Source organism: Fictibacillus solisalsi, assembly GCF_900103485.1.
Taxonomy (GTDB): Bacteria; Bacillota; Bacilli; order Bacillales; family Fictibacillaceae; genus Fictibacillus_C; species Fictibacillus_C solisalsi.
Map to the genome: position 1 here is coordinate 177,843 of NZ_FNHW01000001.1, position 16,425 is coordinate 194,267.

Consider the following 16,425-nt stretch of genomic DNA (forward strand, 5'->3'; position numbering starts at 1 on the left):
AGAAGTATCCATTTTGCGGATACTTCTTTTTTCTTTAAGGTCTAGTTGGTGGTTCGCTTGAAACCGAGGTGCTGCAGAGCGAGATGAAGGCTTGAAAAGGTCTTGATGCCACTAAACTCGACACCGAGAGACGTCATCGTAAGGGCAAGCTCAGGGCGCAAACCACTGATTTTGGTTTCAACACCAATAAGCTCCAACGCTTGAATCACCTGATAAATCTTTTGCGCCACCATCGTATCAATGATGGGTACTCCGGATAAATCCAGAATAAGGTTGTTTAATCCGAGATCCACCGAACTTTTTAAGGCATTGTCCATAAGAAACTGTGCTCGTTTGGTATCAATATCCCCAATCATGGGCAAGATGCCTATTCCGTCGCCAAGAAGAACCACTGGAACGGACAACTCGTCAATCTCCTCCTCAGCCGTTCTCAAGTTGGAAATGTATTTTTCCATATAAGATGTACTTACCATTTGTAACGCAGTATCCACAACCAGATCAAATCCGGAAATTAGCTCATAAAACGTATCGAGATCCAACTCTTCATTCTTTGCGGCTTTTTTTAGAATCAAACCGATTTTATTTCGATAAAAATGAACTTCTTCAATCGCATGATCAAGAGGGATGTTCAATGAAACAAAAATATCCGCATAATCCCTGCCCCAGTCTTTCAGTTTTTTAGCTGTTATGCTCAAAGGAAGTGGGATGGTTTCCCCATATAATTGGATTAGCTGAAACCGCAAATGCTGAAGTCGGTCTTTGTTGTTACCTGCATGCTTATAATTAAAACGCTCATCCTCCAGAATGGAATTGGATAATGTTTCTTTTTGTTCTAAAATAAGCTGACTGATTTCTTGAAGATAAGTAGTTGGTGCATTGTCAATCATTTTTGACATACAAGACTCCTCCTATAACCTACGCATAGTCTACCTTATACTGTTCGATCATTTTCCGTTTTTTGTAACGTATTGATGAATAACCCCGTTCGTATGTCTAAGCGAGGAGAAAACCGTAATGACAAAAGTCCTGCAATCCATCTCACAATTCACATACAACACGTGATTTTAACTCTATTTTCCTACCGTTTATCCCTCAAAAGCCCCCATTTTTATCATGTCTCCAAAAAGGCTCCAAAGACGAAGTATATTGCTTATACCAATGGTCATGACTGATTAGAAAAGCCTCTCACTATTGTCATAAATTATGTATTTTCTCTCAAAGATAGCGCTTTCAGCTAAAATTTCCTTAATTAAACTGTAACCGTACAGTGATACGTTACACTGTATAATTAGCCCATCAAATAAAAAGGGAGAGATAAACATGTCAATTATTTCTGAGATTATGCAGCACAATCAAACCTTTGTAAAAGATGAAGTGTACAGAGATTTTGAAACAACAAAATTTCCCAATAAAAAGATGGTCATTTTAACATGTATGGATACAAGGCTTACAGAACTACTGCCTAAGGCGATCGGTTTTTGCAATGGTGATGCCAAAATCATAAAGAATGCCGGAGCTCTTATTTCTCACCCTTTTGGAAGCGTAATGAGGAGTATCCTGGTTGCTATCTATGAATTGGGGGCCGAGGAAGTATGCGTAATCGGCCACAAGGATTGCGGCATGTCCGGGCTTCGCCATGATTCCTTCCTTGATAAGGTAAAGGAAAAAGGCATTGATCAAAACCAGCTGGATTTCTTGAAAAGTGCAGGAATAGACCTTGAAAAGTGGCTGACCGGTTTTGACCGTGTAGATGATAGTGTGGCGCACAGTGTGACGTTAATTAGAAATCATCCGCTGCTTCCTGAAGGAATAAAAGTACACGGGCTTGTGATTGACCCTCACACAGGTGGATTGACCACTGTTGAAATACAGGAATCAGTAACTGTGCAGTTATAGAAAATAGAGATAAGAGAGGGAGAGATTGAATGGGTCTTGTTGATCGTTTTAAAGGCTATACACTGGCTGATTTGAGAAAGGATCTGGTGGCCGGTTTTATTGTAGGGATTGTGGCCATCCCCCTGGGAATGGCATTCGCCATTGCATCAGGCGTTCGTCCGGAAAATGGATTGTATACCGTCATCATCGCTGGTATATTAATCTCGCTTCTCGGCGGCTCCCGCTATCAAATCGGGGGTCCTACCGGCGCGTTTGTTCCAATACTGCTCGGGATCGTGATGCAGTATGGTTTTCAAAACCTCCTGATTGCCGGTTTTATGGCTGGAATTATGCTCGTAATCATGGGGCTTTTGAAATGGGGTTCACTCATCAAATATATACCCAGGCCGGTCATTATTGGCTTTACGGCCGGGATTGCTGTCATCATTTTCTCAGGACAAATTTCTAATTTCCTCGGTCTGGAAGGTGTGGAAAAGCATGAAGAATTTCATCTGAACATGATGGCGATCTGGGATAAGATTTCAACATTTAATGGAAAAAGTGTCCTTGTAGCACTCGTTTGCCTTGCTTTGTTGATTGCTGTTCCAAAAATCACGAGCAAGATCCCGCCGGCACTTATCGGACTTCTTGGATCCACCTTAATCGGATTTTTGTTTTTTTCGGGTCAGATTCCGACAATTGGTACTGCTTTTGGTGATATTCCGAACAAGCTGCCAGAATTCCAGTTCTTTGATTTATCCCTTGAAAAGATTATTTACCTTCTTCCTCCTGCGATTGCCATCGCCCTTCTTGGCGGGATTGAATCGTTGTTGTCAGCCATGGTGGCAGACGGCATGAAACAAGGCTACAAACATGACAGCAACAAAGAATTGGTGGGACAAGGTATTGCAAACATGGTTGCTCCGCTGTTTGGGGGAATCCCGGCAACAGGTGCCATTGCAAGAACCGCAACTAACATTAGAAACGGAGCAGTTTCCAAAGTCTCGGGCGTTTTTCACGGGGTTGTGGTACTTCTCGTGCTGCTGCTATTTGCGCCTTATGCTTCACTAATTCCGCTAGCGAGCATGGCTCCCATCTTAATGGTGGTCGCCTGGAATATGAGTGAAAAAAAGCAGTTCATGCATGTGCTGAAAACAAAAACAATGGATTCCGTCATTTTGCTGATCACCTTTTTGCTGACGGTATTTACCGACCTGGCGACTGCGGTTATTGCAGGATTACTTCTTGCTTTTGTCATTTTTATTACGCGGATGAGCCGAGCTCTTCACATTAAGAAAGGAAAAACAGCACTTACCCACTTGGCAGAGCATGAGAAGGAAGGTATTGAAGTTATTACGCTGAATGGGCCGCTCTTTTTTGGTTCAACTGATGTGCTTGAAGAATCAGTCAGTGCGAAACAAAAAGAAAAGGTTGTCATCCTTAAGCTTCAGGATGTTCCCTATATCGATACCAGTGCAGAGGCTACCTTGTTGAACATTGTGAAGAAGGTGAACAGACAGGATGGAGAGCTGCTGATTGTGGGACTTCAGCCTGAGCCCATGCAGTTGTTGGAGAGGACAGGGCTGACACACGAAATCGGGCACCACCGGTTCTTTGAACGGATGGAAGAGGCCCTGGGCACCGCAAAACAACTGATGAAAACAAAAGTATCCAGCCAAATCTCCTGATAGGTTTACCGTCTTTTCCACTGATATGGAAGAGGCGGTTTTCTTTTGGGTTTAGTCTTAAGCCATAAAGATAATATTAAAACAATAGTTATTTTTTTTTATACATGGTAAAGTTCCATATAGTATTATTAATTTTTATACATAATCGTTGAAAAAGAAGGGTTGCGCATGGTATTAGGTAACAAAATGGTCAGGATTGGTTTTGAAGTTTTATGTATTATTTTTGGCAGCATGCTGGTCGCGGTTGGGGCGAATACCCTGCTTTTGCCGGCCCATTTGCTTTCAGGTGGTCTCATGGGGATATGTATGATTGTTTACAATGTGACGGGCTGGTCGGTAGGAACCCAATATTTCCTCTACAATATTCCATTGCTTATATTGGCTTATATCCACCTTGGCAGGAAGTTTATCGTGTATACCCTGCTTGCGGTGGGCTTTGACTCTTTGTTCTTGCATTTGGTCCCGATTAAAATGATGTGGACGCAGAACATCATCCTTGCAGCAATTTTCGGAGGGGTGGTTTCCTTCGCCGGAGGTGCGATTATGCTTCGTGCTGGCGGTTCAAATGGCGGCCTTGACGTCTTGGGAAGGGTGATTGCCAAATACAAAAACTTGTCGATTGCACGGTTCGGTCTGATCATGAATTTTATCATCATTACGATTTCGGCTGTGATCTTCAACGTACAAGCGGCCATGTTCACCATTCTTTCCATGTATGTAGGCGCCAAAACGTATGATACAATTCTCACGGTTGCGGAGAGAAGTTCTGTCATGATTGTTACGGACAAAGGAAGTGAAGTGTCAGCTGCTCTGAACGAGGCATTTAACCGGGGAGTCACATTTTGGGATGGGGAAGGTGCCTATTCACATACGAGTAAACAAGTCGTGTTTTGCGTTATTGTGAATATCCAATGGTCCGACCTTGTGGATATTGTGAAAGAAGTGGATGATACAGCGTTCATTACTGCTGTTCCGGCTCATAAAATAATAGGTAACTTTAAAAATGTATGGTAAAAAACCCGCTGGGCTGATTTATTGCGTAATGATCGCAAAAAAACGGCTGGCGGGTTTTAATTTTCTTTTTTTTCGGCAAGATGCTTTAGTCTCAACATTTTATTTTGCCAGAACTGCTCAAAGTAGGAGAGCCATTGCTCCAGCTCTGAGAGTGGTTCGGCCTGAAGGGTATACCGCTTTTCTCTGCCTGTTTTCCTGCTTTGGACCAAACCTGCTTCATCCAAAATAAGCAGATGCTTCGAAACAGCTGTCCGGCTAATGGGGAACCTTTCAGCAAGTTCGGTAACCGCAAGTTCCCGTCCGGCCAGCAGTTTTAAAATTTCCCTTCTTGTGGGATCAGCAATGGCTTGGAAGACATCATGCTTTTTCGGTGAGGTGCTCATTTCTTTTCGGCAGTATCTTTAAAGGTTTGCATGATCTTTGCCCAGCCCCCGCTCATATTGTCACGGACAGCAGAAACTTTTTGCTGTGCCTTTGGCAGTATGGCATCCGGATGACCCCAGCCGGAATGGGTAAGGGTAAAATGGGTTTTTCCTTCCTCTTCTTTCAGCTCAAATGTAACGACCCAGCCAAATTGGTCCCATGCGAAAGAAAGTTTATTTGGCGGCTCCACCAGGAGAACCTTGCAAGGTGATGGACCGAATGGTGACTGGATATGAAATTCATGGCCGACATGGGGCTCAAAATCATTTGGCATAAACCAGCTGGAAATGCCCTCTGCTGTGGCTGCCAAGTTCCATACTTTTTCAATGGGAGCATCAATTACTTCTTCATACCGTATATCTTTTGCGCGTTCGGTTGATTCTGACATTATGGTTGTCTCCTTTTATTTAAATATGTAACCATTTGGTTTCGTATAAAGTATATACAACCAATTGGTTTCATGTCAACACATTTTAATTTTTTACAAAAATTTCATGGTATTGTTTTTCCCGTAAGAGAGAGAATTTAAATATACCAATTGAGGAGGTGAAAACACATGGCTCAACAAGGTGGAAACAACAACGAACTATTGGTTCAAGGTGCTCAACAAGCAATCGACCAAATGAAGTACGAAATCGCTTCTGAATTTGGTGTACAACTTGGTGCTGACCAAACTGCTCGTGCTAACGGATCTGTTGGTGGAGAAATCACTAAGCGTCTAGTTGCTCAAGCTCAATCTCAACTTTCTGGATTTGGTGGACAACGCTAATTTTAGCGAAAACGACAAAACAGAATACTCAATGGACAAGAGCTGCCTATTATTATAGGCAGCTCTTATTTATTTCCAGTATGCTCTCATGGCTTATGTTGCATAATACAGTTGTGGATAAGTTTACAATCGGAGGTTCAAACAACATGTGGTCACAGCAGAGAATAAATCATTTTAAAAATGTCTTGCTTCAAATGAAGGAGAGCCTGGACAACAGGCTGAATGACAATCGTCATTATGGTTCAGAATTAGAGCTGATTAAGGAATCGGTCAGTGAACTTTCCAACTATGACAACCATCCCGGTGATACGGGAACCGAATTATTTGAGCGTCAAAAGGACATTGCGTTAAATGATCTGAATGAAACGGAGCTAAAGTCCATAAACGAAGCGCTCAAACGGATCGACAACGGGGAGTATGGCTATTGTAAAACGTGTGGCCAGCCTATAGCTGCGGAGCGCCTGGAAGCTCTGCCTGCAACAGCGTATTGCAAAGAACACAGCCTGGAGCAGACTGGCTCTGACCGCCGGCCGATTGAAGAAGAAGTACTGATGCCTCCTTATGGGAAATTTGATAATGATGATAAGGATGCGACATTCTATGATGCCGAAGATTCTTGGCAGGATGTAGCGGTATATGGAACAAGTGAAACACCTTCCGATTTCTCCGAGAACGGAATGCTCAATTACAATGAAATGTTTGTAGAATCGGAAGAGAATGTCGGGTATGTGGAAGACATTGAAGGGTTTATCGCGACCGACATGGATGGAAGTAATACCCGAATCATACCCAATAAGATGCATAAGGATTATGAACGGTTTTTAATGGATCAAGAACAAACCGATGAAGACTCTGATTATGTATAAAACATGAAACTCCTTATCCTCCATTTAGAGGAAAGGAGTTTTTATCAATGTGCCAGTTTTTTTATTTGATCGATCTCCTCAGCATGAAGGATGCCCGCATCTGACGGTGTTTCAAGAAGGAGAGGGATCTCTTGTAATATGGGGGAACAGATGAAGGATTGAAACTGTTCGCTGGAGATATACCCATTTTTAAAAATATTCGCATGACGGTCTTTGCCTTCCGCGTAAGGATATTTGGAGTTATTAAGATGAATGGCTGTCAGGTGCTGAATATAACCGAGCTGTTCACCATGTTGCACAATTTCTTCCCAGTTGTCGCCGTTCCAAAGACCGCTGGCAAAAGCATGGCATGTGTCTAAGCAAAAGCCAATTTTTTCAGGATAATGAGTCAAATTGCGAACTTGAACGAGTTCCTCCAGTGTAGTGCCCATTGAACCAGGCCGTCCTGCGTTGTTTTCAAGCAAAACCTTACAGCTTCCTTCCCAATCGTTAAGGACCTCGTTCAGCATAGAAATCATGGTTTGGTACGCAGCAAGAGGATCACTGCTAATCGCGCGATTTCCAAAATGAACGACAACCCCTACTGCACCGCAGGCCTCTGAAATTTCAAGGTCATTGGCAAGGGAGCGGATGATGAGTTCTTTTTTGTCAGTATGAGGAGTTAGGCTTGTTGGGTACGGAGTATGGGCGATGGAGAGGACATCATGCTGAGAGCAAAATTGTTTACATTGCTCGGCGTCATCCCGGTTAAATTCTTTTATTGAAAGACTTCTGGGATTCTTCGGAAAAAATTGAAAGGCATTAGCCCCGATCGAAGCAGCGTGTTTGGCCGCCCCGTAATATCCGTTTCGTATACTTACATGACAGCCTAATCTCATGAGGACAACCAGCCTTTCAATCGTTTTTATTAGCGTGAACTACAGGTGATATTTCATTCTGTTTCGAGTTAAATTCATAATATTTCCTCTATGAAGAGATGCCCTGAAGCCTATCGGGTTCGGCCTGGCCCCGGACCAGAGGAAGACCAACCAGAAAGTAAGAATGAACCTCCTTTTTTTGTTGCAAACTAGGAACAGAAAAGGAGGTTTTTAAAGTGGAACAAGCAAAAGTGATTTTACTTAAATTTATTGTTTGCCTTATTGCATTTTCAATTGGATTGGACTTGTTCTTTGATGCAACACTGACCGATATTATTTCCTTTAGCGTTACGACTACAGTCGCTACGTATATCCTCGCTGACCGTATTCTTTTGCCGCGTATCGGCAAAGGCAATACCCTGCTGGCGGAATTTTTGCTGACATACACCATAGTATGGGTGTTTGGGTCCATCCTTTTGCATGGTTATCTTCAAATTGCCTGGGGCAGTGCCATTTCAGCAGTCATCATCACGGCAGGAGAGGTTTACATTCATAAATTTTTACTAAAGCACATGCCAAGCCCAAGCAAGAGGGAAGAATTACAGTCGCATCCAGGCACAACGCCAAAACTTCGGTTTGTTACAGAGTTTGCGGAGGATGATGATCCCACAAAACGAAAGTAGAAAGAAGTGAGTAATTTGGAAGAGGAGCTCTGCTTAAGCTCTTCTTTTTCTATGTGAATTGACACATATCCCTGGTAATTAACTGGTAGATATGTCATAATTGGAAACTGTTGTAATAGTAGTATAGGGGAGGGAGAAATATGAAGGTACTGATTGGTTCGATCATTGTGGTTCTGGTGATCTGTTTTGGCGTATGGCTCATTTTGTCTCCTTCATTTAAAAAAGTGGGCAATACCGCTCACAAGCTAAGAGAGAATGTACAGGGGGAAGAAAATGGAGAAGAAAAGCAAGAAAGGCAATAACCGCAAAGTACTTGGGGGAATTATCATCGGGGTTGCTTTAATCCTGGCAGTTGGTATTACTTCGTTGTTCATAGAAAAGGTGCCCAACGGCTATGTAGGGGTCGTGTACAGCCCGAATGGCGGGGTTCAAGATGATACATTAGGACAGGGATGGCACTTGGTCGGCTTGTTTGACAAGGTGACGATTTATCCGGTTCGCATGCAGACCGTTAATTACAGCAATATTCAAGTGGCAACGTCCGACGGTAAAAGTGTAACGATTGATTTTGCTTACAATTACAGCATCCAGCCTGATAAAGTGGTACAGGTGTTCAATAAGTTCGGTCCGGTGGAAATCGAAGAAATTGAAGGATCGTATTTGCGGACACGGCTGTGGGATGCAGGGCGAAAAGCCATTGCAAAATATTCGGTTATTGATACATACGGTGAGAAATCATCAGAAGCAGCAAGTAACGTGCAGAAAATTTTTGCCGAGGATGTTCGTCAGCTGGGCTTTAACGTGAATAATTTGACACTTGGGGTGCCCAAGCCGGATAAATCCACTCAGGCCGCGATTGATAAAAGAGTGGAAGCCGCACAAGAGCTGGAACGAAAACAAATTGAACTGAAAATCGCAAAAGCTGAGGCTGAAAAGAAGCAAATTGAAGCCAAAGGGATTGCTGATTATAACGCAATCATAAAAAAATCGATCTCCAAAGAAGTCATTCAAAACAAGTGGATCGAAAAATGGGATGGAAAGATGCCAAAAGCGACGGGAACAAACTCTTTAATTCAGATACCGGTTGACGAAAAATAAGACAGCACAAAATAAACAAGCCATTCGCCTCAATTGCGAATGGCTTGTTGTTTGATCAGCCCGTATTTCGGAGCCCTGCGGCAATGCCATTAATAGTAAGCAATGCTTCTCTCAGGAGCTCTTCATCGATTTGTTCATTCTCCCGCAGCTTTGAAATCAGCTCAACCTGAAGGAAGCTGAGAGGATCGACATACGGATTTCGAAGACGGATCGACTCTTTAATATTCGGTACATGGTCCATAAGCTGTTCCTGGCGGGTGATGAGCAGGATCGCATCCTTTGTGCGGTTATACTCATTTTCAATTTCCGAGAAAATACGCTGGGCCATATGCTGGTCATCCACCATTGCTGTATACTCTCTGGCAGCAGTCAGATCTGCTTTCATTAAGGCCATTTGGAGATTATCGATGGTGGAACGGAAGAACGGCCATTCCTGATACATTTGCTGCAGCAGACGAAGCTGTTCATCTGCTTCTGTATACCGCTGAAGCCCTGTGCCGGCCGCATACCAGGCAGGCAATAGCTGGCGGCTCTGCGTCCATGCGAATACCCAAGGGATTGCCCGCAAGTCCTCAAACCGTTCGCTCCCTTTACGGCTCATCGGACGTGAACCGATGTTCAGGGAACCAAGTTCCGGAAGTGGAGTCGCTTGTTTGAAGTAGGTCAGGAAGTCGGGATCATTAAAGACAAGCTCCTGATACTTTTGAAGAGCAGCAGCAGACATCTCGTCCATCATCTTTTCCCATTCCTTGGAACGTATGTTGTTTTGTTCCGCTTCCGATGATACATTAGCAGCTGCCGAAAGAAGGGTGGATGTGGCCTGTTCGAGGCTTCGGTAAGAAATGTCATACAGGGAATAGCGTGAGGATAAAACCTCACCCTGCTCTGTAATCTTAAAGCCGTCACCCAGGGTCTCGGCTGGCTGAGAAAGGATGCTTCGATACAGCGGTCCGCCGCCGCGTCCAAGTGAGCCGCCTCGACCGTGGAAGAACTTAAGTCTCACACCATATTTTTCCGCGACTCCATGAATTTCCTGCTGAGCTTTATATAATTTCCAGTTGGCAGTCAATGTCCCGCCATCTTTGCTTCCATCGGAATATCCCAGCATGATTTCCTGAACATTGCCATGCTTCTCCAGCTGTTTGCGATAGAAATCCATGGAAAACAGCTTTTCCATAATAGCGGGGCCGGCAATCAGATCATCAATCGTTTCAAGCAGCGGGGCAACGTTCAACTTGCTTTCGATGCGGCCGTCCGCATGAAGCCGGTATACCCCTGCTTCTTTGGCGAGAACAAGCACTTCAAGGAGATCGCTGACGGATTCCGTCATACTGACAAGATAGACTTCAATCGCCCGGTCCCCAAACTCCCGGTGGGCTTCCTTGATCATTGTAAATACCTCAATCATTTGCCGGGTTTCCCCAGAATAATCTTCAGCGAATGGAAGCAGAAGAGGACGGGGATCTTCGAGTACCCCGGTCAATAATGCTACTTTTTCTTCTTCCTCCAAAGCAGAATAATTATCCGACAGACTTACCGAACGGAAGATTTCTGTAATGGCTGCTTCATGCTCGCCGCTATGATTGCGAATATCCAGTGTAGCCAAATGGAACCCGAACAGCTCTACCTGACGGATCAGCTGGTCAAGATTTTTTAATCGGCTGCCAGCCGGGGAATGCTGCTCAAAACTTCGCTTGATCTGCAGCAAATCTTCCAGAAACTCATTGGCATGCTGATAGCCTTGCGTATCTTTGCCAACAAGCTTCAATTTTTTCAGCATAATGGCGATTTTTACACGATATGCCTCATGTTCAACTTTCCATTTTTCATCCTCTTGAAGAAATGCAGCGTCTTTTTTGTTGGCTGCTACAAGTTCTTCAGAAATCTGTACATGCTTTGTGGACTGGCTCATCTGTTTCATCAGGCTGGTCAGCGCATGGTGATATTTTCGCAAAGCCAGTTTCCGGTGCTTCGTCAATGTCTCCCAAGTGAGGGAAGGGGTAACATTTGGATTCCCGTCACGGTCTCCGCCAATCCATGAACCAAAACGAAGAATGTTGGGCACATGCCACTCTTCTGAAGAATAATGCTTCTGAAGGGTTTCCTGGAGCTCCTCGTGAATTTGTGGAAGCACCTCAAAGAGTGTCTCATCAAAATAATAAAGGCCATTGGCCACCTCATCCATAACGGTTGGCTTGCGGTCACGAAGCTCATCGGTCTGCCACAGGATGGTAATCTCGTTAAACAGTTTTTCCTGCACCTCTTCACGTTCCCTGGAGGTAAGAACGGTTTGATCCAGCTGATGCAGTAAAAGCGCGATCCGTTTATGGATTTCAAGTACACTTCTTCGTGTGGATTCTGTAGGATGTGCGGTAATAATCAATTCCATGGACAGCTTATCGATCACGTTTTTTATAAGATCTGCTTCAACGCCATTTTCTTTAAACGAGCTAACGGTTGATTCAAGGGAACCCGGCTGGTTTCCGTCAAGAAGCTGATATTCTCTTCGGCGACGGATACGGTGATTTTGTTCTGCGATGTTAACCAGATGAAAATAAATGGCAAAAGCCCGAATGACCTGCTGTCTTTGCGGTAATTGCAGAGCAGCAATTTCATTTTTCAGCTCTTGATAGGATAATTGGTCATTGTTTCGAAGAGACTTGGTCATTTCTCTGATTTTTTCCACTTTATCCAATAAGTCCTGTCCGCCTTGCTGTACCAGGACATTTCCCAGCAGCTGTCCGAGGAATTTGACATCCCGGCGCAGCGGAGAGCTATTATTTTCAGCTTTTGCGGATTCTAAAGTTGTAGTCATGACTTCACCTTCCTTAACTGTAATCCCTTACTGTTGAATTCTGTTCCATTGTTTGAATATTTTGATTGTATGCATTGTACCATAAAAGCACTCTTCTTTCCCAGCGTAAAATAATTGGAAAAGATATCTGTGTGAGTAAAAAAAGCAAAAAAACTAATACAGTTGATGATGTAAGCGTATACACTTGAAATAAAAAAATACCCGGCGGGACAGCCGGGCATCACGTCTAAATATGAAAAGGGGTTGTTGGGATGTCTTTACTATATCAGCTCGTACATCACAATCATGGAATGTGTGACATTTTAGACATTCAACAAAAAGATTCAACAGGTTGTAATAAGTTAGTGGGGATTCGAATGAACAGAAAATTTTGGTATGATAAAGAGTAAAGGGGGTGCATCCGGTTGGAGAATCACATACGATTGTCCGGGACTTCTTTCACTCATGCAAAGCCTGATAGTAGAAAGGCGATCCTTTGCATGGGGTGAAACATCTAATTGATCGCAAAAAACAGCTTTTCTGGTATTTTGGCTTTGCACCTTATTTTGCTGGAATTCAAAAATAAGGGGCTGGCAAAAATGAAATATAGTAATGCAGGTAAAGTGTTACCTGAGAATCTGATTCTGGAAATCCAAAAGTATGTTCAAGGGGAGACCCTTTATATTCCCAAACGGGAAGCGGAGCACCGGAAATGGGGAGTTTCGAGTGGCGGGAGGCGGCTGCTTGACCGGCGTAATGCCGGAATAAAAGCATCTTTTCGTAACGGAAGCAGCATCGAGCAGCTGGCCGAGGAACATTATCTTTCCACTGAAACCATTAAGAAGATTGTCTATTCTCGAAAAACGTAGTGCAAAGCACTGGTGCATACTTTCACCAGTGCTTTTTTATGTAAAAAACGGTTCTAAATCATTTTTTCCATTTTGGATGTGTGTTGCTTTTTTTATACTGGATATAAAAGGCACCAGTAATGATTGGAGAGATAACGGATGACAGAAGGATTTATTAAAAATGAACAGTTAAATTTCATAAAGAAACAGATTGCTTTGATTAAGGACACGACTCAAAAACACGTGCCACCATCTGTTTTGAAGGCGACAATCGATATGGCCAATGCCAAAGTCCTTGACCTTTTTCCAAACGCATCATCAGATCAACGAGAAATGCTGGACCTTTCAAGACTGAAAACAGATGAGGAATTTGACCAGTATATTCAGCACCTTTCCGCTGTTTTGCTGCCTTTTTCAAGTGTGACAGAGCAGGAATTGAAAAAAATGTTTCCGAAAAATAAAAAGTTAAAGCTGCCGGATTTATCAATGATTGACTACAGAAAGCTGACGTACCTGAGCTGGAACGATCTCAGGTCCAATAAAAAGTTTATAGTATATGAATTGGATGGGAAGTTGGTCGGCATTGAATGCAAGTTTGAGCCGGCGGGTAAGAAGAGCTTTTGCTCATTTTGTAAATGTGCGGGAGAGGTCGCTTATATTTCAACTGTAACCAAGGCAAAGAAATCCAAAAATCCGGATTACTACAAGGCCATTGGCAATCTGATCTGCGCTGACAACAGCGAGTGCAATAAAAAAATAACCAACACCGGTTATTTAACATCCTTTTTAAAAGAATCATTGGGAATCTGAACTCATTTTGTAAAAAGAGGAATCTGTGCCGTTTTGTAGAAGGGCTTTACTTGCGCAAGGCAGGGGAAACTTGTGCAGGTAGAGCCCTGTTTTTTTTCCACGCCATGCGATCCATGTTTTAAATTCCTTTGCAGCGTGAAAATATAAAGGATATGGTTATTTGCCAGAAGAGCCGCAGTAAACAAAAGTAAGGAGCAGGTGAATGATTAGATTTGATAATGTTTCAAAAAAGTACAATGACGGGACCATGGCGGTAAAATCGCTGAACCTGGAGATCCGGGCAGGGGAATTCTTCGTTGTTATCGGGCCAAGCGGGTGCGGTAAAACGACTATGCTCAAAATGATCAACAGGCTGATTAAACTATCAGAAGGGACCCTCTTCATTGATGGGAAGAGAATCAGTGATTACGATATTCATGAACTGCGTTGGAATATTGGATATGTTCTTCAGCAGATCGCTTTGTTTCCCCATATGACCATCCAGGAAAATATCTCGGTCGTTCCTGAGCTCAGGGGATGGAGCAGAGAAAAAATAACAAAGCGAGTAGATGAGTTATTGGATATGGTCGGTTTGCCTCCTGATACGTACCGCGGCAGGAAGCCAAAAGAACTTTCGGGCGGCCAGCAGCAACGCGTTGGCGTCATCCGGGCACTGGCTGCTGATCCGGAAATCATTCTCATGGACGAGCCATTTAGTGCACTTGATCCTATCAGCCGCGAAAAGCTGCAGGATGATCTTTACGATTTGCAGAGGCGTATCAAGAAGACGATTGTATTTGTAACGCATGATATGAAAGAAGCGCTAAAGCTGGGAGACCGCATTTGTATCATGAATGGTGGCGAAATTGTTCAAATTGGAACTCCGGAGGATCTCCTGCAGCATCCTGCTGATGATTTTGTTCGGGATTTTGTTGGCAGCAATGAAAAATCATATGAAGCAAAAGGGGACCTTTCACGTCTGGCTGCTCCTCTTCCAGCAGATGTAAGTTTTTCTGAATCATTGAAAATGATATCTGCGTCTGCTTCATTAAAAGATGCTCTGTTCCTTTTAAAGGATGAAGAAGAGTTGGGGGTTGAGGATGATGGAAAAGTGATCGGTACCCTCAGCAGACATGCCGTGATTCAGTACCTTTCGGATCATTTGGAGGAAAGGAGCAGCGGCTATGAATAATTTTTTAAATGTGTTTCAAGAAAGGAAGGGGGAACTGGCAAGTGCCCTTCTTCAGCATATCCAAATCTCTTTTATTGCACTATTGTTTGCCGTCCTGATCTCCATACCGCTTGGAATCTATCTGACCAAAAAACCAAAAGCAGCTGAACCTATTATTGGAGTCACTGCGGTTTTGCAGACCATTCCGTCCTTGGCACTCCTTGGGTTGTTAATCCCTTTGTTTGGAATCGGGAAAATTCCGGCCATCATCGCGCTGGTCGTGTATGCTTTACTTCCCATTATAAGAAATACATATACCGGTATTAAAGAAGTCGATCCATCCCTGATTGAAGCCGCAAAAGCAATGGGCATGAACAGCGGAAAGCGACTCATAAAAGTGGAGCTGCCCCTGGCGATGCCTGTAATTATGGCAGGAATCCGCACGGCCATGGTTTTGATTATTGGTACAGCAACCCTTGCCGCGCTGATCGGTGCAGGCGGGCTTGGGGATATCATTCTGCTGGGTATTGACAGGAATAACTCCACACTTATCGTGCTGGGAGCTATTCCAGCCGCTTTACTGGCTATTTTGTTTGATGTTCTTCTTAGAAGAGTTGAGCTTCTTTCATTTAAACGGTCCATGATGACGTTTGGCATCTTGGGGCTGGTGATCCTCTTGGTTGCGATCGCTCCGTCCGCTTTACGGGGGGAACAGAAACAGATTGTCATTGCCGGTAAGCTGGGCTCCGAACCGGAAATACTCATTAATATGTACAAGCTGTTGATTGAGGAAGAAACAGATTTGAAGGTTGAACTGAAACCGGGTCTTGGAAAAACATCCTTCGTCTTTAACGCATTGAAATCCGGCAGCATTGATGTTTACCCTGAATTTACAGGGACGGCCATTACCGAATTTTTGAAAGAAACCGCATCCAGTACAGACAGAGGCAAGGTATATGAGCAGGCACGACAAGGGATGGATGAAAAGTTTGATATGCAGCTCCTTCGGCCGATGAAATATAACAACACCTATGCTCTCGCGGTTCCGGAGACAACGGCAAAACAATATGGGCTCACTACGATTTCCGATCTGAAAAAGGTCAGCCAAAATATGAACGCCGGGTTTACACTGGAATTTGCAGACAGGGAAGACGGATACCGCGGCATCCAGAAAATATATGATCTTACACTCGGAAATGTGAAGACGATGGAGCCAAAGCTGAGGTACAATGCCGTGAAAAAGGGCGACATCAACATCGTGGATGCCTATTCCACAGACAGTGAGCTGGAGCAATACCACCTGAAAGTTCTTCAGGACGACAAGCACCTCTTTCCACCGTACCAGGGAGCACCGCTCCTGCGGAAAGAAACGGTTGAAAAGTACCCCGAAATTAAAAAGGCACTGAATAAGCTGGCTGGGAAAATTACAGACGATGACATGAGGGAGATGAACTATAAGGTAAATGTAAAAGGCATGTCACCGGGTAAGGTGGCAAAGGAATTTTTAGAGGAAAAAAATATACGTTGATGAACAAAAAGACCGCTTTGTC

Annotated in this window: 17 protein-coding genes; 12 read left to right on the forward strand and 5 right to left on the reverse strand. The window is 43.7% G+C overall.

What is annotated here, in order from left to right; genetic code table 11:
- Positions 1–41: 41 nt before the first annotated feature.
- Positions 42–896 carry an STAS domain-containing protein gene (locus BLT53_RS00940; protein WP_090232081.1) on the reverse strand — a complete coding sequence of 285 codons (855 nt, stop codon included), beginning with the start codon at positions 894–896 and terminating at the stop codon, positions 42–44.
- Positions 897–1,320: 424 nt separating this feature from the next.
- Here BLT53_RS00940 and BLT53_RS00945 point away from each other — a divergent pair, with 424 nt between their 5' ends.
- From BLT53_RS00945 to BLT53_RS00955, 3 genes are all read left to right on the forward strand, one after another.
- Positions 1,321–1,896: a beta-class carbonic anhydrase gene (locus BLT53_RS00945; protein ID WP_090232083.1), complete on the forward strand. Its 576-nt coding sequence runs from the start codon at positions 1,321–1,323 to the stop codon at positions 1,894–1,896.
- A 29-nt stretch (positions 1,897–1,925) separates the two neighbouring features.
- Positions 1,926–3,563, forward strand: coding sequence for a SulP family inorganic anion transporter (locus tag BLT53_RS00950; RefSeq protein ID WP_090232084.1), 1,638 nt, complete (start codon positions 1,926–1,928; stop codon positions 3,561–3,563).
- Positions 3,564–3,731: 168 nt separating this feature from the next.
- The gene (locus tag BLT53_RS00955; protein ID WP_090232086.1) at positions 3,732–4,577 is read left to right on the forward strand and encodes a YitT family protein; all 846 of its coding nucleotides are present in this window, start codon (positions 3,732–3,734) and stop codon (positions 4,575–4,577) included.
- Positions 4,578–4,633: 56 nt separating this feature from the next.
- On the opposite strand, the gene BLT53_RS00960 is transcribed toward BLT53_RS00955, so the two are convergent.
- A complete protein-coding gene (locus tag BLT53_RS00960; RefSeq protein WP_090232088.1) occupies positions 4,634–4,960 on the reverse strand; it encodes an ArsR/SmtB family transcription factor in 327 nt (108 codons plus the stop codon).
- Positions 4,957–5,388 carry an SRPBCC family protein gene (locus tag BLT53_RS00965; RefSeq protein ID WP_090232089.1) on the reverse strand — a complete coding sequence of 144 codons (432 nt, stop codon included), beginning with the start codon at positions 5,386–5,388 and terminating at the stop codon, positions 4,957–4,959. The genes BLT53_RS00960 and BLT53_RS00965 overlap by 4 nt, the downstream gene beginning before the upstream one ends.
- Positions 5,389–5,556: 168 nt before the next feature.
- Between BLT53_RS00965 and BLT53_RS00970 the strand changes: the two genes are divergently transcribed.
- Positions 5,557–5,769: an alpha/beta-type small acid-soluble spore protein gene (locus BLT53_RS00970; protein WP_061967841.1), complete on the forward strand. Its 213-nt coding sequence runs from the start codon at positions 5,557–5,559 to the stop codon at positions 5,767–5,769.
- Positions 5,770–5,915: 146 nt separating this feature from the next.
- Positions 5,916–6,635, forward strand: a complete 720-nt coding sequence (locus BLT53_RS00975) for a TraR/DksA C4-type zinc finger protein (RefSeq protein WP_090232091.1) — start codon at positions 5,916–5,918, stop codon at positions 6,633–6,635.
- A gap of 44 nt (positions 6,636–6,679) precedes the next feature.
- Here BLT53_RS00975 and BLT53_RS00980 read toward each other — a convergent pair whose 3' ends face one another.
- Entirely contained in the window at positions 6,680–7,513 is an 834-nt protein-coding gene (locus BLT53_RS00980; RefSeq protein WP_090232092.1) for a deoxyribonuclease IV, read from the reverse strand.
- Positions 7,514–7,728: 215 nt separating this feature from the next.
- On the opposite strand from BLT53_RS00980, the gene BLT53_RS00985 reads away from it, so the two are divergent.
- The 3 genes from BLT53_RS00985 to BLT53_RS00990 all read left to right on the forward strand — a co-directional run bounded on the left by BLT53_RS00985 (position 7,729) and on the right by BLT53_RS00990 (position 9,273).
- Positions 7,729–8,175 carry a YndM family protein gene (locus tag BLT53_RS00985; protein ID WP_090232094.1) on the forward strand — a complete coding sequence of 149 codons (447 nt, stop codon included), beginning with the start codon at positions 7,729–7,731 and terminating at the stop codon, positions 8,173–8,175.
- Between the two features lie 140 nt (positions 8,176–8,315).
- The gene (locus BLT53_RS24890; protein ID WP_170834185.1) at positions 8,316–8,477 is read left to right on the forward strand and encodes a hypothetical protein; all 162 of its coding nucleotides are present in this window, start codon (positions 8,316–8,318) and stop codon (positions 8,475–8,477) included.
- On the forward strand, positions 8,449–9,273 hold the full coding sequence (locus BLT53_RS00990) for a prohibitin family protein (protein ID WP_090232095.1): 825 nt from the start codon (positions 8,449–8,451) through the stop codon (positions 9,271–9,273). The genes BLT53_RS24890 and BLT53_RS00990 overlap by 29 nt, the downstream gene beginning before the upstream one ends.
- 55 nt (positions 9,274–9,328) lie before the next feature.
- Here the strand turns inward: BLT53_RS00990 and ppc are convergent, their stop codons facing one another.
- Positions 9,329–12,088, reverse strand: coding sequence for a phosphoenolpyruvate carboxylase (gene ppc / locus BLT53_RS00995; RefSeq protein WP_090232097.1), 2,760 nt, complete (start codon positions 12,086–12,088; stop codon positions 9,329–9,331).
- A gap of 578 nt (positions 12,089–12,666) precedes the next feature.
- Here ppc and BLT53_RS01000 point away from each other — a divergent pair.
- The 4 genes from BLT53_RS01000 to opuFB all read left to right on the forward strand — a co-directional run bounded on the left by BLT53_RS01000 (position 12,667) and on the right by opuFB (position 16,403).
- A complete protein-coding gene (locus tag BLT53_RS01000; RefSeq protein ID WP_090236607.1) occupies positions 12,667–12,936 on the forward strand; it encodes a CD3324 family protein in 270 nt (89 codons plus the stop codon).
- A 138-nt stretch (positions 12,937–13,074) separates the two neighbouring features.
- Positions 13,075–13,725, forward strand: coding sequence for a FusB/FusC family EF-G-binding protein (locus tag BLT53_RS01005; protein ID WP_090232099.1), 651 nt, complete (start codon positions 13,075–13,077; stop codon positions 13,723–13,725).
- A 202-nt stretch (positions 13,726–13,927) separates the two neighbouring features.
- Positions 13,928–14,896, forward strand: coding sequence for an ABC transporter ATP-binding protein (locus BLT53_RS01010; RefSeq protein WP_090232100.1), 969 nt, complete (start codon positions 13,928–13,930; stop codon positions 14,894–14,896).
- The gene (gene opuFB, locus BLT53_RS01015; protein ID WP_090232102.1) at positions 14,889–16,403 is read left to right on the forward strand and encodes an osmoprotectant update ABC transporter permease/substrate-binding subunit OpuFB; all 1,515 of its coding nucleotides are present in this window, start codon (positions 14,889–14,891) and stop codon (positions 16,401–16,403) included. The genes BLT53_RS01010 and opuFB overlap by 8 nt, the downstream gene beginning before the upstream one ends.
- Positions 16,404–16,425: the final 22 nt, after the last annotated feature.